The organism is Ancylobacter sp. (assembly GCF_965229075.1).
Classification (GTDB): Bacteria; Pseudomonadota; Alphaproteobacteria; order Rhizobiales; family Xanthobacteraceae; genus Ancylobacter.
The window spans coordinates 259,660-280,624 of sequence record NZ_CBDDIO010000002.1; the positions used below are offsets into that span (position 1 = coordinate 259,660).

The following is a 20,965-nucleotide window of genomic DNA, read 5'->3' on the forward strand; positions in this document are numbered from 1 at the left end:
TTCAGCCGTGGTTGAGCCAGACGGTCTTGAAGCGCAGGAAGCCTTCGAGCCCCGCGCGCCCCATTTCCTTGCCGAAGCCGGATCCGGCGAAGCCGCCCTGCGGGGTGGCGAAATCGGGCTGGCGGCCATGGCCGTTGACCCAGACCGTGCCGGCATTGAGGCGGGCGGGCAGCGCCAGGACCTTGGCGGCGCTGGTGGTGTAGAGGCTGGCGGCGAGCGCGTAGCTGGGATGGTTGGCCATCGCCAGCGCCTCGTCCTCGTCGTCATAGGCATAGACGGACAGCACCGGGCCGAAGAACTCCTCTCGGAAGCCGACCGAGGTATCGGGCACGCCGGTGAGCACGGTCGGCTCGACATAGGCGCCCGCGTTCATGTTGGCGCAGCGCCGGCCGCCGGTGAGCACGGTGGCGCCATCGGCCACCGTTTCCGCCAGCATGCGGTCGATGCGCGCCGCCTGCTTTTCGCTGATGATCGGCGGCAGGGTCGCCCGCGTGTCCCAGGTGGGACCGGCGACGCGCGCCTGCGCGAGGCCGATGATCTTGTCGGTGAGTTCATCGAGCAGCCGGCGCGGCGCGATCAGCCGCGTGCCGGCGGTGCAGACTTGGCCGGCATTTGCGAGGAACCCGCCAGCGATGGTGGCGGCGAGCGCGTCGAGATCGTGCGCGTCGTCCATCACCAGTTGCGGCGTCTTGCCGCCGAGTTCCAGCGTGAGCGGCTTGGTGCCGGTCATCGCCGCATCCGCCATCACCCGCGCGCCGGTGGCGGAGGAGCCGGTGAAGGTGATCTTGCCGGTGAGCGGATGGCGGACCAGCGCCGAGCCGGTGGCGCCGGCGCCCTGCACCACATTGAACAGGCCGGCGGGGAGCCCCGCCTCGATCGCGAGTTCGGCGATCATGACCGCCGAGGAGGGCGTGAGTTCGGAAGGCTTCAGCACCACCGCATTGCCCGTCACCAGCGCCGGGGCGGACTTCCAGATGGCGTTGATGGCGGGGAAGTTGAACGGCGCGATGGAGGCGATGACGCCATAGGGTTCGGGCTTGAGGAAGGTGGTGCCGCTGTTCGCGCCGGCGATCAGCGAGCCCTCGATCTTGTCGGCCCATTCGGCGAAGTAGCGCACGGCGCCGGCCGCGCGGACGAGGTCGCGGGTGAGGACATCGGCCACCGGCCGGGTCGTCGTCGCCGCTTCCAGCCGCCCGAGCTCGGTGCGCCGCGCGTCGATGAGGTCGGCCCATGCCTTCAGCACCCGCGCCCGCTCCAGCGGCGTGGCGCTCGCCCAGCCGGAAGTGGTGCGGGCGTTCGCGGCGCTGCGCATCGCCGCGTCCACCAGCGCCTCGTCCGCCGCGCGGATGGTGCCGATCGCCGCGCCGTCGGACGGGCGGATGAGCGCGATTTCCGCGCCGTCGCCGGCGAGGCGCCGCCCGTCGATCAGGTGATCGGTGATCGCGGCGACGCCGTTCGGGTCGAAATCGTGGGACATGAGCCTCTCCTGAACCCGTTGCCTCAGACGCCGGTGAGGCGGAAGCCCTGCTGGAACGGGTCGTTGGGATCGAGGAAGAAGTTGAAGCTGCCGGTGAGATAGGCCGAGCCGGTGACGGTGCAGCGGATCGCCGGCAGGTCGCCGACGGTGGCCTCGCCATGGATCTCGCCGGTGAACACCGTGTCGAGAATGCCGGCGTGGCGGAAGGTGTCGCCCACCTTCAGCTCGCCCTTGCCGTGCAGCATGGCCATGCGCGAGGCGGTGCCGGTGCCGCAGGGCGAGCGGTCGATCACGGTCGGCGGGCAGACCACGACGTTCTTGCCGTCGAAGCGCACGCCGTCGCCGTCGCCGACGATCTCGATCTGGTAGATCTCGTTGACATGGGCGAGGGTCGGGTGCTGGACCGGAATGTCCTTCAGCCCGGCGCGCAGTTCCGCCGCCGCGCTCACCAGCGCCCAGGCATTGTCGGTGGTCAGCTCAAGGCCGAGGTCCGAGCCCTTGACGATGAGGTAGAAATCGCCGCCGAAGGCGATGTCGGCGCGCACCTTGCCGAAGCTCTTGGTCTCGACGAACACGTCGCGCTGGTAGAGGAAGCTCAGCGGCATCTCCAGCGTGACGGAGACGGCGCGGCCGTTCTCCACCTTCACCCGCGCCGGCACGACGCCGGCCGGCGTGTCGAGCCGCACCAGCGTCTCGCCCTCCTGCGCGGTGATGTAGCCGGCCTCGACCGCGATGGTCGCGACCGCCATGGCGCAGTGGCCGCACATGGGCGGGTAGGTGTCCGGCTCAAGAATGAGCATGCCGATATCGGCGTCGGGCGAGCAGGCCTCGGTGAGCACGGCGGCCGGCATGTTGAACGAGCCGCGCGGCTCGAACAGCACGAGCTGACGCAGCCAGTCGCGGCTCATCAGGTCGGCGCGCTTCTCCACCATGGTGGCGCCGCGGATCGGCCCGAAGCCGGAGGTGATGAGGCGCAGCGGGCAGCCGGCGGTGTGGGAATCGATGCCCTGGATGATGCGGGTCGAGCGCATGATGATGTCCGTTCAGGCGAGCGTGTTGATGAGGGCGGCGACATCGGCCTCGGCGAGGATCTTCGCCACGGAAGCCTGCTGCGCGTCGGTGAAGGGCAGCAGCGGCTCGCGCGGAATGCCGACCGGCTGGCCGAGCGCGTTCATCGCCGCCTTGATGCCGGCATAGAAGCTGCCGCTCTTGAAGCAGCGATAGATGGCGAACAGCGCCGGCTCCAGACGGTCCGCCGTGGCGGCATCGCCCGCGGCGCAGGCGTCGAAATAGGCGCGCACGAGGCGGCCGGAGAGCTGGTGCGCCATGGCGACCACGCCGACCACGCCGAGCGGCAGGGAGGAGCGGATCATCGTCTCATAGCCGACGAACACCGCCAGCTCGCCCTTCACCTTCTGGCACAGCTCGGCGACCTGCTGGATGTCGCCGGAGGAATCCTTGATGGCGACGACGTTCGGAATCTCGGCGAGGCGCGCCACCAGATCGGGGGTGATGTTGACGCCGATGCGCACCGGGCTGTTGTAGAGCATGACCGGCAGGCCGGAGGCGGCGCAGATGCGGCGGTAGAAATGCTCGGCCTCGCGCAGGTCGGGCTTGGCGTAGATCGGCGGCAGGGCAAGGATGCCGTCGCAACCCGTGGTCTCGGCGGCCTTGGTGAGTTCCAGCACCACATCGGTGTGGAGATCGGAGACGCCCGCCAGCACCGGCACGCGGCCGGCGGCGACCTTCACCGTCGCCTCGAACAGCTTCACCCGCTCGGCGACGCTCATGGCGTAGAACTCGCCGGTGGAGCCGCAGACGATGAGCCCGTCGGCGCCATTGGCGATATTGGCCTCGGCCAGCGCCTCGAAGCGCGGGAAGTCAATCGGCCCCTCGGGCAGGAAGGGGGTGACGAGGACACTGTGGATGCCCTGCCAGTTGGTCTTGCTCATGTGCGGTCTCGTTTCAGGAAGGCGGTGTCGGGACAGAGCGGGGGCGTGGCGCGGCACGCGGCCCCGCGCGAAAGGACGTTTGAGGTGCGGAAGGCGCCGGGCGGCGCGTCAGGTCTGAAGCAGCGGGCGCATCAGCTCGGCGGTGGCGTGGAAACGGTTGACGAAGGCGCGCACGCGCTCATTCGTGGGATGCAGCAGCACCTCCTGCGGCGTGCCCTCAGCGCAGATGGCGCCCTGATCGAGGAACACGACGCGGGTGGCGACCTCCAGCGCGAAGCCCAGCTCATGGGTGACGACCAGCATCGTCATCCCCTCGCGGGCCAGCGTGATCATGGTGTTGAGCACTTCGCCGACCAGTTCCGGGTCGAGCGCGGAGGTCGGCTCGTCGAACAACATCAGCGAGGGGCGCATGTTGAGCGCGCGGGCGATGGAGACGCGCTGCTTCTGCCCGCCCGACAGCCGGCCGGGCATGCGGTCGGCGAACTCCGCCATGCCGACCTTGGCGAGCAGGTCCATGGCGCGGGCGCGGTTGGTGGCGTCCGCCTCGCCCAGCACGGTGCGCGGGCCTTCCATCACATTCGCCAGCACGTTCATGTGCGGGAACAGGTTGAACTGCTGGAACACCATGCCGACGCGGCTGCGCATGGCGGCGACCTCGCGGCCGCTGATGCGGGCATTGTCGCGCCCGTCTGGCGCCCGGTCGAAAATGGTCGAGCCGTCGACGACGATGCGGCCGGAGGTCGGCTGTTCCAGCAGGTTGACGCAGCGCAGCAGCGTGGTCTTGCCGGAGCCGGACGAGCCCAGCAGCGCCACCACCTCGCCGGGATAGACGGTGAGATCGATGCCGCGCAGCACTTCATGCGAGCCGTAGCTCTTGCGCACCTGGCGCACTTCGACCAGCGCGGGGGCGTCGGCGGGAAGACGGGTCATGGCGGGGGCCCCTCTCAGTGACGGCGCATCTCGAGCCGGCGCGCGAGATAGTTGGAGGGAATGAGAACGGCGAGGAAGATGAGGCCGACCACGGTGTAGACCTCCATCGGCCGGTAGGTGAAGGAAGAGACGTAGCTCGCCTGATAGAGCAGGTCCGGCACGGTGAGCACCGAGAGCAGCGTCGTGTTCTTCATCTGGATGATGGTCTGCCCGGCGAGCGGGGGCACCATCTGCCGCAGCGCCTGGGGCAGGATGATGCGGCGCATCGCCTGCCAGGAGCGCATGCCCAGCGCCTTGGCCGCGTCCGCCTGCCCGTGGTCGAGCGACTGGATGCCGGCGCGCAGGATTTCGGCGTAATAGGCGCCGCCATAGAGGCTGAGGGCGAGAATGCCGGCGGCCTGCTTGGAAATGTTGATGCCGGCGAAGATGGGCAGCGCGTAATAGCTCCACAGCAGCCACACCAGCAGCGGCACGTTGCGGAAGAACTCCACGAACAGCATGCCGATGATGCGCAGCGTCTTGAGCGGCGAGAGCTGCACCAGCGCGATCAGCAGCCCGACAATGAGGCCGAGGACGCAGGTGATCACCGTGTATTCGAGGGTGACGACCAGTCCCCAGGCGAACAGATGGGCGTTTTGGGTGATGACGGACCAGTCGAACACGGCGCAGTGACCTTGCGGGGGAGGGAAAGGCCGGTGCCGGCGGCAGGCGCCGGCACCGTAGGTAACGTCGACGAGGGGGACGACGTTAGAAGTTGAACTCGGGCGGCAGCACGGAGAGATCGATACCGCGCGCCTCGAAGGCCTTGCGCAGCTTGCCCTGGGCGAGGCCGAGGGCGCGCTGCTGGTTCACCCAGTTGGTGAGCCAGTTCTCGTAGCCCTCATTGCCTTCCTCGCGGCGCATGCCGATGGTCGCCGGGTTGAGCAGCATCGGGCTCGGCAGCACGATCTGGCCGTTGATCGCCTTGGACACGTCGATGGCGTCGAACACGGCGAGGATCATGGCGTCGGCGCGGTTGGCCTGCAGCTCCATGATGCCGAGCGGGCGGTCTTCCACCACGATGATGTTGGCCTTGGGGGTCAGCGCCTCGGCGACGACCTGCATCGTGCCGCCCTTCTGCACGACGATGCGCACCGACGGGTCGTTCAGCTCGGCCCAGGTCTTCTTGGCAAAGCCCGGCTTGGTGACGATGGCCCAGGCATCGGTGAACAGCGGCACGCTGAGATAGTCCACCACCAGGCCGCGCTTGGGGTTGGGGTTCAGGCCGAAGGCGATGTCGATCTTGTTGGCCTGGAAGTCGGCGGCGAGGTTGCCCCAGGTGGTCTCAACCGGCACGACCTTGACGTTGAGCAGCGTGGCGATGTCGTTCGCCCAGTCCATGTAGAAGCCGCTCCACGCGCCGGTGTTGCGGTCGCGGATATAGCCGGGCTCCTCGCCGATCATCACCGGCACGCGCAGTTCCCCGCTCTTGCGGATGCGGTCGAGCACGAGGTTGGGATCGGCGGCGAAGGCGGACTGGAAGGTCGAGAGCGCCAGCACGACGGCGCCCACGAACAGGAGGACGAAAGAGCGGAAAAGCGAGCCGGCGGCCGGAGACGGCCGGAGGGACGAGGCGGTGGTCATCGTCGGTTCCCTAGTTCTCTGGTTTGGTGTTGAGGCGAGGCCTATCGCAGGAAGCCGCTGCCGAGAGGATCGCCCATCTCCTGGATGAGCGTCGCCACGGCTTTCAGGTGCGCGCGTCCCGTGATCCGGGTCGTGGCGGCCACGGCACCGCCGGCGCCGTGGGTCAGGGTGATGAGTTCGCCGGACAGACGCCCGCCGAACAGGCTGACCGCGTCGAGCCTCGCTCCCGGCTGCGCGGCGCCGGTGGCGGCGCGCAGGGCGAGGAGGCAGGCAAGGCCGGCGACGCCGGGGGAGCGGTCGAATTTCTGGCGATCAATGGCGAGGAACTGGCGCACCGCGCCGGCCTCGTCCGTGCCGTGGAACAGCACGGAATCGACGCTGGGCTGCGCCCCGCGCCGGCGCGGCAGCGCCTCGTTGAGATGGCGGCGCAGGCTGTCGCCCAAAGCGAGCAGGCGGTCGATATGGCCCGCCTCCAGCGTCAGCCCGGCGGCCTGCGCATCGACGAGCGCGGTGCAGTCGCCGCACATGGCGATGGCGACATCGAGCTCCAGCCCGTCGATCGCCACGCGCCGGCCCGCCTCCGCGATGAGGGCGGGCGGCATGTCGAGGGCGATGGCGTCGGCGTCGCCGTCCACACCCACTTCGACGCTGAGAATGCCATTCGGCACCTCGATGGTGAAGCGCGTGTGGCGGGTGAGGCGACCGAGCGCACGCAGCGCGGCCGTGTAGCCCATGATGGCGTGACCGCACAGGCCGGGATAGCCATAGGAGGAGATGAAGAAGGCGCCGAAATCCGCCGCGCTGGAGGCCACCGGCACCAGACCGAAGGCGCCGGAATGGCCGCGCGGCTCGTGCAGCAGCATCGGGCGCAGGCTGTCATAGCGCTCCGCGAACTGGCGGGCCTTGCCGGCGACGCTGTCGGCGTCGAGCCCTTCCAGCGGCTCGATCAGAATATGGGTCGGGTGGCCCTCGGTGTGGGTTTCGATGACGCGGAAGGTGCGCGCGCCCGAGGGCAGTTCCAGGCTCAGCGCCCCCTCGCCGATGCCCTCGCCAATGCCGGCACCGAGGCCGAGCCGGCGGTCGGTGCGCTCGAAGCTCATGGAGGAGAGGCGGTCGCTGTCGGTGTTGATCCACAGCACCTTGGCCGGCACCGGGCCGGTGTTGCGCCAGCGATGGGCGATGCGGCTGTTGAAATAGGCGCCGTCGCCGGGGTTCAGCACCTCGGCGTCGCGGTCGGCCAGCGCGAGTTCGAGCGAGCCTTCCAGCACATAGATCAGCTCCTCGCCCTCATGGGCGTAGAAGCCGTCGCTCTCGCGCTCGGGGTCGATGGTCCACACTTCGGCATCCATCAGCCGCTGCGAGACGGTGAGCTGCTCGATGGTGACGCCGGGGCCGAAGGAGCCGACGATGCGCCCCTGCCCCCGACGCACCACGGGGAAATCGCGCCCCTTGGTGCCGCCGAGCAGTTCCGCCAGCGTGCGGCCGAACACCTCGGCGATGGCGTTGAGCCGCGCCGGGGAAAGGAAGGCGACGCCGCGCTCGAACATGCTGAGATGCGAGGTGGCGATGTCGGTGCGCTCGGACAACTCGCGCAGCGACATGCCCGCTTCCTGCCGCAGGCCGCGCACGCGAGCGCCGAGATGGTTGAACGCGACGGGGGCCGCCTCGCCTTCCGGCGCGGGCGCGGCCTCCTCCTCGCTGTCGAGCAGCCGGCGGATGGCGGAAAGGCTCTGGCCGTCCACCCGGCGCATACGGTCGATGCGGCGCACCCGCTCGATCTCCGCCTCGCCATAGGAACGATGACCGCCGGCCGACTTGCTGGGGGTCAGCAGGCCCTGGTTCTCCCAGGAGCGCAGGGTCGACACCGCAATGCCGGTCACCTTGGCGACATGGCCGATGGAGAAGGGGAAGCGGGCGGCCGGCTGGGTCATGCGGTCTACATACCGTTTGTAGAAACACCGAACATGCGCAGACGGTATGCGGATTTATTGAACGAGTCAATCGACGCGGTAACTGCATTTACCGCCGAGCGACGCCGCAGAGGCGGCGCACCGCTTGTGTCACTCTCTCAACTGGTATAATGACTATATCAAGATATGAGTGAGCACAGACTCACCTTAGAGGAAGCGCACGAAAGGCAGGGCGGCGCGCATGTGCGCGGCGGAGCGGTCTTGCGTGCCGAGCCAGGACAGCCGCATGCCCGCGCCCCACCGGATCGAAGCCGACTATCTCATTGAGACCGCCTATGATCCCCGCCGCGCCGTCGAGGCGATGGCGGGCGAACAGTCGAGCGGCACTTTTGTCGCCATTCCCGGCGAGACGCCGGAGCTGAAGGAGCGTTCCGCCGCCCGGATCGAGGCGCTGGAACTTGTCGGCACCGCCGACGCCCCCTCCCTGCCCGGCGCCGGCCGTCCCGAGGGCGGGGTGATCCAGCGGGCGCGAGCTACCCTTTCCTGGCCGATGGACAATCTCGGCCCCTCGCTGCCGAACCTGTTGGCGACCGTGGCCGGCAATCTGTTCGAGCTGAAGCAGTTCTCCGGCCTGCGCCTTCTCGACATCCGCCTGCCGCAGGACTTCGCGCAGGCCTATGGCGGGCCGAAATTCGGCATCGAGGGCACGCGCCGGCTCGCCGGGGTCGAGGGGCGACCGATCATCGGCACCATCGTCAAGCCGAGCGTCGGCTTCGGGCCGACCGAGACGGCGGACCTCGTGAAGCTGCTGGCGGAAGCGGGCATCGACTTCATCAAGGACGACGAATTGCAGTCCGACGGCCCGCATTGCCGCTTCGAGGACCGCGTGCGCGCGGTGATGCGTGTCATCAACGACCATGCCGACCGCACTGGCAAGAAGGTGATGTTCGCCTTCAACCTGACCGGCGAGATCGACCAGATGCGCCGCCGGCACGACCTCGTGCAGGAGCTGGGCGGCACCTGCGTCATGGCCAGCCTCAACTCGGTCGGCCTCGTCGGTATGATCGAGCTTGGCCGCTTCACGCAGCTGCCGCTGCACGCCCACCGCAATGGCTGGGGTTATCTCTCGCGCGCGCCGATGCTCGGCTGGTCCTATGTCGCCTGGCAGAAGATCTGGCGGCTGGCGGGCGCCGACCACATGCATGTCAACGGCCTCGCCAACAAGTTCTCTGAAGCGGACGACAGCGTCATCGCCTCCGCCCGCGCGTGCCTCACCCCCCTGTTCGACGACAAGCCCTGCATCGTTATGCCGGTGTTCTCCTCCGGCCAGTCCGCCAAGCAGGCGCCCGGCACCTATGCCGCACTGGGGTCGGCGGACCTGATCTTCGCCGCCGGCGGCGGCATCATGGCCCATCCCGACGGCCCCGCCGCCGGTGTCGCGTCGCTGCGCGAGGCCTGGGAAGCGGCGATGAGCGACGTGCCGCTGGCCGATTATGCCCGCGACCATGCCGCACTCGCCCGCGCGCTGGAGACCTATGCGGCATGAGCCCCGCTCCGGCTTCCGCCCTTCCGCCCGGCCCGCTCGTCGCCTTCTATGGCGACGACTATACCGGCTCGTCGGCGGTGATGGAGGTGCTGAGCTTCGCCGGCCTGCCGACCGTGCTGTTTCTCGGCCCGCCGACGCCGGCGCAGCTGGCCCGCTTCCAGGACAGGCGCGGCATCGGCATTGCCGGCGTCGCCCGCTCGCAGCCGCCGGAATGGATGGACGCGGCGCTGCCGCCGATCTTTGAGCAACTGGCCGCGCTGAAGGCGCCGATCAGCCATTACAAGGTTTGTTCGACCTTCGATTCCGCGCCGCATGTCGGCTCCATCGGCCGCGCGGCGGAAATCGGCGAGCGCATTCTCGGCGGCGAATGGCACCCGCTCATCGTCGGCGCGCCGGCCATCGCCCGCTATCAGGCCTTCGGCAATCTGTTCGCCGCCATCGACGGCACCGGCTATCGGCTCGACCGCCACCCGGTCATGGCGCGCCATCCGGTGACGCCAATGAACGAGGCGGATGTGCGCCGACACCTCGCACGGCAGACCGACCTGCCGGTCGGCCTTGTCGATTTCGTGGCCATAAAAACCGGAAAGGCCGAGGCGCAACTCGCCGCCGAGCGCGCGGCCGGCGCCCGCATTCTGGCGCTCGACGTGCTCGACGACGAGACGCTGGTCGAGGCCGGGCGGCTGGTGTGGGAACAGCGCGGCGAGCGCCTGTTCGCCCTCGGCTCGCAGGGGCTGGAATATGCCCTCGTCGCCTATTGGCGCCGTGCCGGGCTGCTGGAGGCGGAAGCGCCGACGGCACCGCCGGCGCGGGCCGCGCACATCGCCGTCGTTTCCGGCTCCTGCTCGCCGATCACGGCGGTGCAGATCGGCCACGCGCTGGCGAACGGCTTCGAGGGCATAAGGCTCGACGCGACACACGCGGTGGATGCGGGCGCCTGGGAAGCCGAAATCGCGCGCGGCACGGCGGCGGCGCTCAAAGCGCTGGAGGCCGGCCGCGACCCGCTCATCTTCACCGCCAGCGGCCCGGACGATCCGGCGGTGCCGGCGCTGGGCCACGCGATCGAGGCGGCCGGCGCTGTCCCGGCGCAGGTGAATGCCCGCATCGGCGACGGGCTCGGGCGCGTGCTGGATGCGGTGGTCGACCGGGCCGGGCTGACGCGCGCCGTCATTTCCGGCGGCGACACATCGGGTCATGCCGGCATGGCGCTCGGCATCTATGCGGTGACCGCGCTGGCGCCGCTCGCGCCCGGCTCGCCGCTCTGCCGCGCTTATGCGGAAGGCGCCCATGACGGGCTCGAAATCACGTTCAAGGGCGGCCAGATGGGCCGGCCGGACTTCTTCAGCGCCGCACGGGGCGGCGTCGCCAACCATTGACCTAAGGGAGAGGACCTCAGATGAAAAAGATCGCCTTGCTCGGCGCCGGCGGAAAGATGGGCGTCCGGCTCGCCACCAATCTCCAGGGCTCGCCCTATGAGGTGATGCATGTCGAGCCGACCGAGGCCGGCCGTGCCCGGCTGAAGGAAAAGACCGGGCTCGACTGCATCGACGGCGACAACGCGCTCGCCGATGCCGACGCCGTGCTCATGGCGGTGCCGGACCGGCTCATCGGCAAGATCGCCCACACCTTCATCGAGAAGGTGAAGCCCGGCACCGCCATCATCATGCTCGACGCCGCCGCCCCGCATGCGGGCGAACTGCCCCAGCGCGACGACGTCACCTATTTCGTCACCCATCCCTGCCATCCGCCGATCTTCAACGACGAGGTGACGGAAGAGGCGAAGAACGACTTCTTCGGCGGCGTGCACGCCAAGCAGCACATCGTCTGCGCGCTGATGCAGGGGCCGGAAGAGCACTATGCCCAGTGCGAGCAGATCGCCCGCACCATCTACAAGCCGGTCATGCGGGCGCATCGCTGCACGGTGGAGCAGATCGCCATCATGGAGCCGGCGCTGGCCGAAACCATCGGCGCCACGCTCTGCCTCGCCCTGCGCGAGGCGACGGATGAGGCCGTGCGCCGCGGCGTGCCGCGCCAGGCGGCGACCGACTTCCTGCTCGGCCACCTCACCATCGAGCTGGCGATCGCCTTCGAGATCTTCCCCGAGGGCAAGTTCTCCGACGGCGCGCTCTATGCCATCGACCAGGCCCGGCCGCAGATTTTCCGCGAAGGCTGGCTGGAGCGGATCTTCGACCCCAAGGCCGTGCAGCGTTCGGTCGAGGAAATCTGCAACCCGCCCAAGGCCGCCTGAACCGCCCGCACCGGCGCTTGCCGCCGCCTCCCGTCCGGGACCCTCGACGGCCCCGGACGCACAACATCGAACAGGGACAGGAACGCCATGAACCGGATCATCACCCTCGCGGCCGCCGCCGCGCTCAGCCTCGCCGCCGTGCCCTTCGCCAGCTCCGCCTTCGCCACCACCGTGATCAAGGCCGGGCACGGGACGCAGACCGCGCATCCCACCCATATCGCGCTGGAAAAGCTCGCCGAACTCGTCGCCGCCAAGAGCAAGGGCGACCTGAAGATCGAAATCTATCCCGACCGCCAGCTCGGTGAGGAGCGCGAGATGGTGGAAGGCCTGCAGCTGGGCACGGTCGACATGGCCGTGGTTTCCACCGGTCCCCTCGTCGCCTTCGTGCCCTCGCTCGGCACGGTGGACCTGCCCTTCCTGTTCAAGAGCTCCGACCATGCCTACAAGGTGCTGGACGGCGAGGTCGGGCAGGACCTGCTGGGCAAGTTCAAGGACCGGGGCATTGTCGGCCTCGCCTGGTGGGAGAATGGCTGGCGCAGCCTGACCAGCAAGAAGGAAGTGAAGTCCCCGGCCGACCTCAAGGGCATGAAGCTGCGCACCATGCAGAACCCGGTGCACATCGCCGCCTTCAAGGAGTTGGGCGCGTCGCCCATTCCGATGGTGTGGGGCGAGGTGTTCACCAGCCTCAGCCAGGGCGTGATCGATGCGCAGGAGAACCCGGTCACCATCGTCTACAGCAATTCGCTGTGGGAGGTGCAGAAGTACATGACCCTCACGCGCCACGTTTACGGCCCGCATCTGGTGCTGTTCAGCCAGCAGGCCTGGGACCGCCTGACCCCGGCGCAGCGGACGATCCTGGAGGAATCCCTCGTCGAGGCGACCGCCTATCAGCGCCAGACCTCCGCCCGGCTGGAAGCCGAACAGCTGAAGCTGCTGGCCGACAAGGGCATGATCGTCGAGCAGGTGGACATCACCCCGTTCCAGGAAGCGACCGCCAACACCGCCTCGGCCTTCAAGAACATCGATCCGGCTGTCGTGGCCAAGATCAAGGCCGCCGCGAACTGAGCCGCGCGCGCCGGCCGCAGCCTGACGACTGCGGCCGGTTCGTAAGCCACCTTTGCCGCAGCCCTGACGGCGCCGGCTAGTTCGCAAGCGCCTTTGCCGCTCCCGTCCGGGGGCGGCGTTTCGCCCGCCAACGCAGACGCAGCCCGGAGGCGCCCGCCTCCACGGGAGAGGTGTGACATGCTCTTGAAGTTCTGGACCGGCGTGGAATGGCTGGCGCGCGGCCTGCTCTGCGCCCTGCTCAGCGCGATGGTGATCGTCTGCCTCGGCCAGGTGATCTGGCGCTATGCCTTCAACGATCCGCTCATCTGGTCGGAGGAACTGGCGCGCTACCTCTTCGTCTGGGTCGGTTATCTCGCGGCCTGGTTCGCCTGGACCAAGCGGGCGCATATCGCGCTCGACGCGGTGACCTATCTGCGCCTTCCCGGGCTGGAGCGCGCCTGCGGCAGGCTCGTGGAGTTGATCGTCCTCCTCTATTGCGGCGTGACGCTCTACGCCTGCATCGGCTTCCTCCGGCTCACCAGCAACCAGCCCTCCGCCGTGCTCGAAGTGCCGATGAGCGCGGTCTATGCCGGCTACGCCGCCATGTGCGTCCTCATCATCGGCGACATCCTGATCGGCTGGATCTATGGCGCCCGCCCGCCCTCGCCGGCGGTTCCGCAGGAGTAAAACCATGGCCACGGTGCTGTTCGTCGCCTTCGCCGTTCTGCTCATCCTCAACATGCCGGTGTCCTTCGCCCTCGCCGTGGCGTCGGTAATGGCGCTGCTCTATGGCGGTCTGCCGCTGGCGCTGGTGGTGCAGAAAATGACCGCCGCCATGGACAGCTTCGTGCTGCTGGCCGTGCCGTTCTTCCTGCTCGCCGGGCACCTGATGGCGCGCAGCGGCATCGCCCGCGACATCATCGACTTCGCCGACGCGCTGGTCGGCTGGATGCGCGGCGGGCTGGCGCATGCCAATATCGGCGCCGGCATGCTGATGGGCGGCATGACCGGCTCGGCGGTGGCGGAAGCCTCCTCCACCGGCGGCGCGCTCATTCCGCCGATGCTGAAGAAGGGCTATGGCGCGCCCTTCACCGCCGCCGTGACGGCGGCAGCCTCCACCATCTCCGTGGTCATTCCGCCCTCCATCCCGATGATCGTGTTCGCCGTGGTCACCGGTGTCTCGGTGGGCGACCTGTTCATCGCCGGCATCGTCCCGGGCATTCTGATGACGGTGGCGCTGATGGTCACGGCGTGGCTGATCGCGGTGCGACAGGGCTATCAGCGCGGGCCGCGCCCGACCCTCGCCACCATCGCCCGCGCCACCCGCGCCAGCGTGTGGGGCCTGCTGATGCCGGTCGTCATCATCGGCTCCATCCGCTACGGCATCGCCACCCCGACCGAGGCGTCGGTGGTCGCCGTGGTCTATGGCATGGTGGTGGGGCGCTACGTCTACCGCACCATCGCCTGGCGCGACCTGCCCGGCATCATTCTCGACAGCGCCGTCACGACCGGCATCGTCATGCTGATGATCGCCGCCGCCTCGGTGTACGGGCTGATCGTCACCCGCGAGCAGATTCCGCAGGCAGCCGCGCATTTCATCCTGGAACTGACCAACAACCCGCAGCTGGTGCTGCTGCTGATCCTGTGCGTCTATCTCATCGCCGGCATGCTGCTGGACCTCGCGGCCAACATCATCATCCTTGTGCCCGTGCTGTGGCCGCTGGTGAAGCGGCTGGACATCGATCCGGTGCAGTTCGGCGTCGTCACCGTCATCGGGCTCGCCATCGGGCTGATCACGCCGCCGGTGGGCGCGTGCCTGTTCGTCACCTGCGGCATCGCCAAAACCGACCTGCTGCGCGGCAGCCGGGCGGCGGCCCCCTTCATCCTGGCGCTCATCGTGGTCGTGCTGCTGATCATCGCCGTGCCCGGCATCGCCACCTGGCTGCCCTACAGCGCCAAGGCGATGCACTGAGCCGGCGGGAATGAACCGGTGCCGCGCTGGCCGGTTGCCGGCGCCACTGGTATGCTCAACATGCCGACCCGGGGCGAGACGGGTCCGATCCTGCAGGAGCGCGTGAATGGCCGACATCTCCGACACCATAGTGCGACGAAAACTGTCTCATGAGGTGTTCGACCGCCTGAAGGCGCTGATCGCCTCGGGGGAACTCGGGCCCGGCGACGCCCTGCCTTCCGAGCGCGACCTGATGGAGCGCTTCGGCGTCGGCCGCCCCGCCATACGCGAGGCGATGCAGGCGCTGGCCAATATCGGCCTCATCGCCATCACCCATGGCGAGCGGGCCCGTGTGCAGCAGCTTTCCGCGCGCTCGCTGTTCCAGCAGGTGGACCTCACGGCGCAGATCCTGCTGTCTGCCTCGCCGGACAGCCTGGAGCATCTCAAGCAGGCGCGCCGCTTCTTCGAGCGCGGCATGGCCCGCGAAGCCGCCCAGCGCGCCGAGGCGGCCGACATCGCCGCCCTGCGCGGCATTCTCGACCAGCAGGCCAAGGCGGTGAGCGAGCCCAAGCAGTTCATCGCCTATGACATGCGCTTCCACACCCAGATCGCGGCGATTTCCGGCAACCCGATCTTCGAGGCGGTGAGCGAGGCCATGCTCTCCTGGCTGCGCCAGTACTACACGGAGATGCTCACCTGGTCCGGCCGCGAGAATGTGACGCTGGTCGAGCATGAGGCGATCATCGACCACATCGCCCGGCACGACGCCGACGGGGCGGAGGCGCTGATGGTCAAGCATCTCGACCGTTCCAGCGCGCTGTACACTCGGCCGGGCTGACCCTTCACCCTTCCAGGCGCAGCACCGCATAGGCCGGGAGAAGGAACGACCCTGCCCCGGCATCCACCGGACGCGGGCCGGCGCCGCCGAGCACCGCCGCCGCGTCGAGCAGCTGCGCGCGGCCGAGGAAGGGAAGCGTCACGGCCTGTTCCTGTGGCGTCAGATTTGCGGCCAGCAGCACGCGGTCGCCGGCCTGCGTGGCGCCCGCCAATGCCAGCACACGCGCCGGATCGGCCGAGGCCACGGAAATTGCCGGCGCACCGCCGATTCCCGCCAGCCACCGCGCGGCGTGGAAGACCGGGCGGCGGCCCGGCGCGTCCTCGGCCAGCAGGCCGAACGGGCCGGTGAGGGCCGCGCCGGTGAAACTCTCCACCCCCGCTTCCGCGAGGCGTGCGGCCATGCCGACCAGATAGGCGGCGGCGAACAGCCCGTCTTGCCGGGGATCGCGCTCCGCCATCGGCATCCGCCGGCGTTCGGGATTGGGCATCACCCGCGCGCCATAGGGATTGTGCCGCATACCGATGGTGGAAGGCCCGATGCGGTAAGGCATGTCCGCGCCGATGAACGCCCGCGCCGAGCGCAGGATGAAGGGCAGCGCCTCCAGCGACTGCATCACCGCGCGGTCATCGGCATCATGCACGATGGGACAGGTGCAGTGGGTGACATAGTCCAGCCGCGCCACCGGCGGGCGCTTGCGGTTCAGCTCGGTGAAATAGCTGAACATGCCGCCGCCAAGCCGCAGGGTCGGGAAAGCGCGGCGGGCGGCTTCATAGACCTCTTCCAGCGGCGGACAGGGCGGCCAGACGCTGCCGGGCGGAGTGGAACGCCGGTCGACCGCGGGGCTGACCGCAAGCGCGTCCAGCCGCAGCCCCGCCGCCGCCACCTGCCGGACGAGGTCGGAAAACTCCTCATCGAGCGGGCGCGCGCAGGGGACGACATATTCCAGCACGCATTCCCCGCCCTGCCCCGCCAGCCGGGCGAAAGCGGCGAGTTCCGCGGGGCCGTGGCCCGAGGTCGGGTCGAAATGGAACAGCAGCGTCTGCGGGGCGAGCGCGGCCAGCTCGTCGGCAGCGTCCCGCGTCGCGGCGGCCTGATCGGGGGGGATCGCCAGCCCGAAGAGTGGCAGCCGCCCCCGCGTCGCGCCTGGCGTGAGCGTCACCGGCGCGTCGTCCCGCGGCGAGGACGGTGCCGCGCCTTCCGCCGCGATGTCCAGCGTCACGCGCTGGCGCACCGGCGCGCCGGCCGGCAGCACATAGGGCCAGGGCAGCGCCAGCGGGCGGACATAGGTCTTGTAGGAGGCGTCCGACCAGTTGCGCTGGTCCTCCATCTCGAAGGCGTCGCCCTCCATATGGCAGGTCGCCCGCACGCCCGGCGCCACAGTGTGGCGGATCGCCCGCATGTCCTTGAAGGGCTGCGCCGGGTCGATCAGGTCCGGCAGGCGGGCCACCACCCGGCGGCCGTCGACCTGCTCGACCTCGACCTCGGTGCCGGCGAGCCCGACGATGGGGTGAAGAACGGTGAAGCCGCAGCGATTGGTGAGGAAATCGCCTTCCGGCACCGCCTCGCCCTCGAAGACGAGGCGGGTCGGCGTTGCCGCGATGCGGCCCTCATACACCAGCCGCTCCCCGCTGGGACCGACGCAGTCGGCGCGGTAGCGGACCGCAAAGCGGCCCTCCCCCTCCTCGATGGCGAGATCGTGCAGCACCGGCGCATAGGTGCCCCAGTCCTTGTCGCGCACCACGAAGGAAATCGCCCGTAGCACCTCGACGCCGTGGAAGCGGATATTGCGTAGATTTCCGTCGATCAGCTCCGCGCTAAGCGGGCCGGCTTCGAGCCGGCGCACCTCCGGCTCCGGCTCGGGCGTGCCGAACAGCGCCAGCCGAAGGGCCTCGGGAGAAATGCCGGCGGTCATGGCGTGACACCCTCCGGCTTGGGGGCGGCGCGGCGCCGGCGCACCGCGCGCCCGCCCGCCAGCGCCAGCACGGCAATGACGACGAGGCCCTGCACGATGTCCTGCGTGCCCGCCGGCAGGCCGGCGATCTGCATCGTGGTGACGATGAGGATCAGCAGGAAGCTGCCGCACAGCGTGCCGAGCGCCGTCGACGAACCGCCGAAGATCAGCGATCCGCCCAGCACCACCGCCCCGAGCGACTGCAGCAGATAGGGCTGGCCCATCTCCAGAAAGGCGCCGCCGACATAGGCGCCGAGCAGCATGCCAGTCAGTGCCGCCAGCAGGGCGGAGGCGAGGAAGGCGCCGGTGACGACGCGGCCGGTGCGGATACCGGCCAGCGCCGCCGCCCGCTCGTTCTGCCCGACGGCGGAGAGCCGGCGCCCATAGACGGTGCGGCCCAGCAGCAGGCCGGCGAGCGCCACGGCGACGAGCGCGATGACGAGCATCAGCGGCACGCCCTCGACCCGCCCGGCGGCCAGTGTCTTGAGGAAGGGGCTCATGGAGAAGCCCGCCGCCCAGCGATTGGCGATCAGCGTCGCGGTGGCGAGGATATAGCCGGTCGCCAGAGTGGCGATGATGGCGGGGATGCGCAGCACGACGACCAGCAGCGCATTGGCGAGCCCGGTCACCAGCCCGATGCCGAGCACCGCCGCCAGCGCCAGCGGCAGGCGCGCATCCGAGCCGGCCGCCACCACGATGCTGGCATAGGCGCTCAGCGTCAGCACGCTGGCGATCGACAGGTCGATATTGCCGCGCCCGGTGGTGACGACCAGCATCTGCCCCAGAGCGACGAGGGTGAGGAAGCTGGCGGACACCGCCACGCCGGAGAGCGAGTGCAGGCTGAAACGTCCGGTGGTGATCGACAGCACCGCCCAGAGCAGCAGCACGCCGAGGGCGGACCAGATCCAGCGGTGGCGCTCCAGCCGTTCCATCAGGGCGGTCATCGGCGGGCCTCCCGGCGATCGGCGAGCGCGCGCAGCGCCAGCATGGACAGGAGCAGGCACCCCTGCACGGCGGCATTGTAGTCGGTGGAGACGCCGAGCGCGCCAAGCAGCGCGCCGACAAGGGCGAGAGTGAGCGCCCCCGCGACCACGCCGAGCGGCGAGACCAGCCCGCCGATCAGCGCGCAGCCGCCCATGACCACGGCGGCGACGCTGATAAGCGTGAACGGGCCGCCGGCATTGATGTCGCTGGCGGTGTTGATGGCGGTGAGCGAGAGCCCTGCCGCCAGCGCGAACAGGCTCGCCAGCATGTAGCGCAGGATGGCGTAGCGCAGCGGCGACCAACCGCCCAGCGTCATGGCCGGCGCATTATTGCCGAAGCCGCGCAGCACCACGCCGAGCGGCGAGCGGTCGATGGCGAGAGCGACGAGCGCCGCCACGCCGATGAGCACGAGGCTGGCGGGCACGTCGAACAGCGTCCAGGCGAAGGCGGCCGACAGCCATTCCGGCGACGCGCCGCCCGGCGTCGGCTGCAGCGTGTAGCCGACGCCGATCCAGATGAAGGAGGCGCCGAGCGTGACCACGATGGCGGGAATGCGCCGCAGCTGGATCGTCGCCCCGATCAGCCCATAAGCGAGCACGCCGGCGACGAGCGCGAGCGCACCGAGCCAGGGCGTGTCGAGCAGCAGCGTCGCGCTCAGCACATTGACCAGCCCGGCGAAGGCACCGACGCCGAGGTCGATCTCGCTGCCGCCGACGACGAACATCTGCGCCAGCGCCACCAGCACCAGCGCCAGCGCCGGGCCGAGCAGCAATTCGAGGCCGAACAGCGAGACGGTGAGCGGATTCACCCAGGCCATGAGCGCGAAGACGGCGGCAAGGCTGGCGAAGGGGGCGAGATCGACCAGCCGGTCGGCGAGCCCGCGCGCGCCGGCGGTCGCGTCGCGCTCGCTCGGTCCGCTGCCGGCAAAGGAGGCGTCGACGATCGCCTGCTCGGTGATCTCCGCCCCCACCAGCTCGCGCACGATGCGGCCGCCGGCGAACACCAGAACGCGGTCGCATTCTAGGAACTCGATGTCTTCCGTCGAATGCCAGATGACGAGCCGTCCCGCCCGCGCCACCGTGCCGATGAGCGCGTAGAAATCCTCCTTCGCCCCGACATCGACGCCGCGCGTGGGATCGTCGAACAGGATCGTGCCGGCGTCGCCCACCAGCGCCCGGGCGACCAGCGCCTTCTGCTGGTTGCCGCCGGAGAGGTCGAGAATGGGGGAATCGAAGCGGGCGGGATCGAGCTTCAGCTTCTCGGCCGCGGCACGGGCGGCCGCGCGCTCCTGCGCCTCCTGCACCAGACCGAGCGGCGCCCGCCCTTCCAGCCGGCCGAGCGCGATGTTGGAGAGCACGCTCCACAGCGGAAACACGCCCTCCTTCTGCCGGTCGCCGGAGACGAAGCTGGCATTGCCCCGGCGGAGGATGCCGGCGCCCGGCCTTCGGTGGAGACGGTGCAGCAGATCGCGCTGGCCGGAGCCTTCCAGCCCGGCGAGACCGACGACCTCGCCGGCGCGCAGCACCACGTCGCGCCCCAGGGCCGCGACGAGCGGGCCGGACAGGCGCACCTGTTCGGGCGCTTCCGCCCCGATGACGGGCCGGCCGGCGCGGCGGGAGCGCATCTCGCTCTCGCTCGCCCCGCCCATCGCCCGCACCAGCGCCTCGACGCTCGCCTCCACCGCCGGCCCGCACCAGACGGAGCGGCCATTGCGCAGCACCAGAACGCGGTGGGCGATGTCGACCACCTCCTGCAGCTTGTGGCTGATGAAGATGAAGGCGAGCCCCTGCGCGGTGCGGGCCTTGATATAGGCGCGCAGCTGCCGGCTGCGCTCCAGCCCGAGCGAGGAGGTCGGTTCGTCGAGGATGACAAGGCGCACCTGCGGGGTGGCGACGGCGCGGGCGATCTCCACCATCTGGCGCTGGCCGATCTGCAGATGGGCGACGCGGGCGTCGACCGAAATGCCGTGATCGGGAAACACCTCGTCCAGCGCCGCACGGGCGCGGGCCCGAAAGATGCGTCGCCAGCCGGGCAGCGCCCGCGCCGCCTCCGGCGCTTCGAGGAAGAAGTTCTCCGCCACCGAGAGATTGTCGCACAGCGACAATTCCTGATGCACGATGCGGATGCCGCCGGCCTGCGCCAGCGTGGTGTCGTAGAGATCGGGGGCGATGTCGACGCCGCGCAGCGTGATGCGGCCGGCATCGGCGCGGGTGACGCCGCACAAGATGCGCATCAGCGTCGACTTGCCGGCGCCATTGCCGCCGACAAGGCCAAGCACCTCGCCGGCGCCGACGACGAGATCCACCGCGTCATTGGCCCGGGTCGGCCCGAATGCCTTGCAGATGCCCGACAGGCGCACGACCGGCGCCGGCGCGGCGCCTCCGGGCTCGCCGAACGCGTGCGGCCCGGCCGCGGGGGAGGTGTGACAAGGCGGCGCCGACGCACCGGCCGCGCGTGCCGGTGCGTCCTGCGCGGCAGAGAAAGCTGCCGTCATCATGCGTGTCCGTGGTC

17 protein-coding genes are annotated in these 20,965 nt (G+C 69.6%); 7 read left to right on the forward strand and 10 right to left on the reverse strand.

What is annotated here, in order from left to right; all coding sequences use genetic code 11:
- Window position 1: 1 nt before the first annotated feature.
- The 7 genes from ACO07Z_RS07280 to ACO07Z_RS07310 form a co-directional block, all read right to left on the reverse strand.
- Window positions 2-1,477, reverse strand: coding sequence for an aldehyde dehydrogenase family protein (locus ACO07Z_RS07280; protein WP_421698097.1), 1,476 nt, complete (start codon window positions 1,475-1,477; stop codon window positions 2-4).
- A gap of 23 nt (window positions 1,478-1,500) precedes the next feature.
- A complete protein-coding gene (locus ACO07Z_RS07285) occupies window positions 1,501-2,508 on the reverse strand; it encodes a proline racemase family protein (protein ID WP_421698098.1) in 1,008 nt (335 codons plus the stop codon).
- A 12-nt stretch (window positions 2,509-2,520) separates the two neighbouring features.
- On the reverse strand, window positions 2,521-3,429 hold the full coding sequence (dapA, locus tag ACO07Z_RS07290; protein ID WP_244378377.1) for a 4-hydroxy-tetrahydrodipicolinate synthase: 909 nt from the start codon (window positions 3,427-3,429) through the stop codon (window positions 2,521-2,523).
- A 108-nt stretch (window positions 3,430-3,537) separates the two neighbouring features.
- A complete protein-coding gene (locus tag ACO07Z_RS07295; protein WP_421698099.1) occupies window positions 3,538-4,359 on the reverse strand; it encodes an amino acid ABC transporter ATP-binding protein in 822 nt (273 codons plus the stop codon).
- A gap of 14 nt (window positions 4,360-4,373) precedes the next feature.
- Window positions 4,374-5,021: an amino acid ABC transporter permease gene (locus ACO07Z_RS07300; RefSeq protein WP_244378381.1), complete on the reverse strand. Its 648-nt coding sequence runs from the start codon at window positions 5,019-5,021 to the stop codon at window positions 4,374-4,376.
- An 85-nt stretch (window positions 5,022-5,106) separates the two neighbouring features.
- Complete coding sequence (locus tag ACO07Z_RS07305; protein WP_421698100.1) at window positions 5,107-5,982, reverse strand: transporter substrate-binding domain-containing protein; 876 nt, start codon at window positions 5,980-5,982, stop codon at window positions 5,107-5,109.
- 41 nt (window positions 5,983-6,023) lie between these two features.
- Entirely contained in the window at window positions 6,024-7,913 is a 1,890-nt protein-coding gene (locus ACO07Z_RS07310; RefSeq protein ID WP_421698101.1) for a proline racemase family protein, read from the reverse strand.
- Between the two features lie 265 nt (window positions 7,914-8,178).
- On the opposite strand from ACO07Z_RS07310, the gene ACO07Z_RS07315 reads away from it, so the two are divergent.
- The 7 genes from ACO07Z_RS07315 to ACO07Z_RS07345 all read left to right on the forward strand — a co-directional run bounded on the left by ACO07Z_RS07315 (window position 8,179) and on the right by ACO07Z_RS07345 (window position 15,519).
- The gene (locus tag ACO07Z_RS07315; protein WP_421698102.1) at window positions 8,179-9,438 is read left to right on the forward strand and encodes a ribulose-bisphosphate carboxylase large subunit family protein; all 1,260 of its coding nucleotides are present in this window, start codon (window positions 8,179-8,181) and stop codon (window positions 9,436-9,438) included.
- Complete coding sequence (locus tag ACO07Z_RS07320; RefSeq protein ID WP_421698103.1) at window positions 9,435-10,814, forward strand: four-carbon acid sugar kinase family protein; 1,380 nt, start codon at window positions 9,435-9,437, stop codon at window positions 10,812-10,814. Before ACO07Z_RS07315 ends, ACO07Z_RS07320 begins: the two co-directional genes overlap by 4 nt.
- Window positions 10,815-10,834: 20 nt before the next feature.
- Window positions 10,835-11,686, forward strand: coding sequence for a phosphogluconate dehydrogenase C-terminal domain-containing protein (locus tag ACO07Z_RS07325; protein ID WP_307019326.1), 852 nt, complete (start codon window positions 10,835-10,837; stop codon window positions 11,684-11,686).
- Window positions 11,687-11,773: 87 nt separating this feature from the next.
- Window positions 11,774-12,751, forward strand: coding sequence for a TRAP transporter substrate-binding protein (locus ACO07Z_RS07330; RefSeq protein ID WP_421698104.1), 978 nt, complete (start codon window positions 11,774-11,776; stop codon window positions 12,749-12,751).
- Between the two features lie 177 nt (window positions 12,752-12,928).
- Complete coding sequence (locus ACO07Z_RS07335; protein WP_421698105.1) at window positions 12,929-13,417, forward strand: TRAP transporter small permease; 489 nt, start codon at window positions 12,929-12,931, stop codon at window positions 13,415-13,417.
- Between the two features lie 4 nt (window positions 13,418-13,421).
- Window positions 13,422-14,702 (forward strand): TRAP transporter large permease, encoded by a 1,281-nt coding sequence (locus ACO07Z_RS07340; protein ID WP_421698106.1) that lies wholly within the window; start codon window positions 13,422-13,424, stop codon window positions 14,700-14,702.
- Window positions 14,703-14,808: 106 nt separating this feature from the next.
- Window positions 14,809-15,519, forward strand: coding sequence for a transcriptional regulator NanR (locus tag ACO07Z_RS07345; RefSeq protein WP_421698107.1), 711 nt, complete (start codon window positions 14,809-14,811; stop codon window positions 15,517-15,519).
- 4 nt (window positions 15,520-15,523) lie between these two features.
- Here the strand turns inward: ACO07Z_RS07345 and apnL are convergent, their stop codons facing one another.
- Genes apnL through ACO07Z_RS07360 form a run of 3 tightly spaced genes read right to left on the reverse strand, consistent with a single transcriptional unit; the run spans window position 15,524 to window position 20,951 of the window.
- A complete protein-coding gene (gene apnL, locus ACO07Z_RS07350; RefSeq protein WP_421698108.1) occupies window positions 15,524-17,431 on the reverse strand; it encodes a D-apionate lactonase in 1,908 nt (635 codons plus the stop codon).
- Entirely contained in the window at window positions 17,428-18,414 is a 987-nt protein-coding gene (locus ACO07Z_RS07355; protein ID WP_421698109.1) for an ABC transporter permease, read from the reverse strand. Before ACO07Z_RS07355 ends, apnL begins: the two co-directional genes overlap by 4 nt.
- Window positions 18,411-20,951: an ATP-binding cassette domain-containing protein gene (locus ACO07Z_RS07360; protein ID WP_421698110.1), complete on the reverse strand. Its 2,541-nt coding sequence runs from the start codon at window positions 20,949-20,951 to the stop codon at window positions 18,411-18,413. The genes ACO07Z_RS07355 and ACO07Z_RS07360 overlap by 4 nt, the downstream gene beginning before the upstream one ends.
- Between the last annotated feature and the right edge of the window lie 14 nt (window positions 20,952-20,965).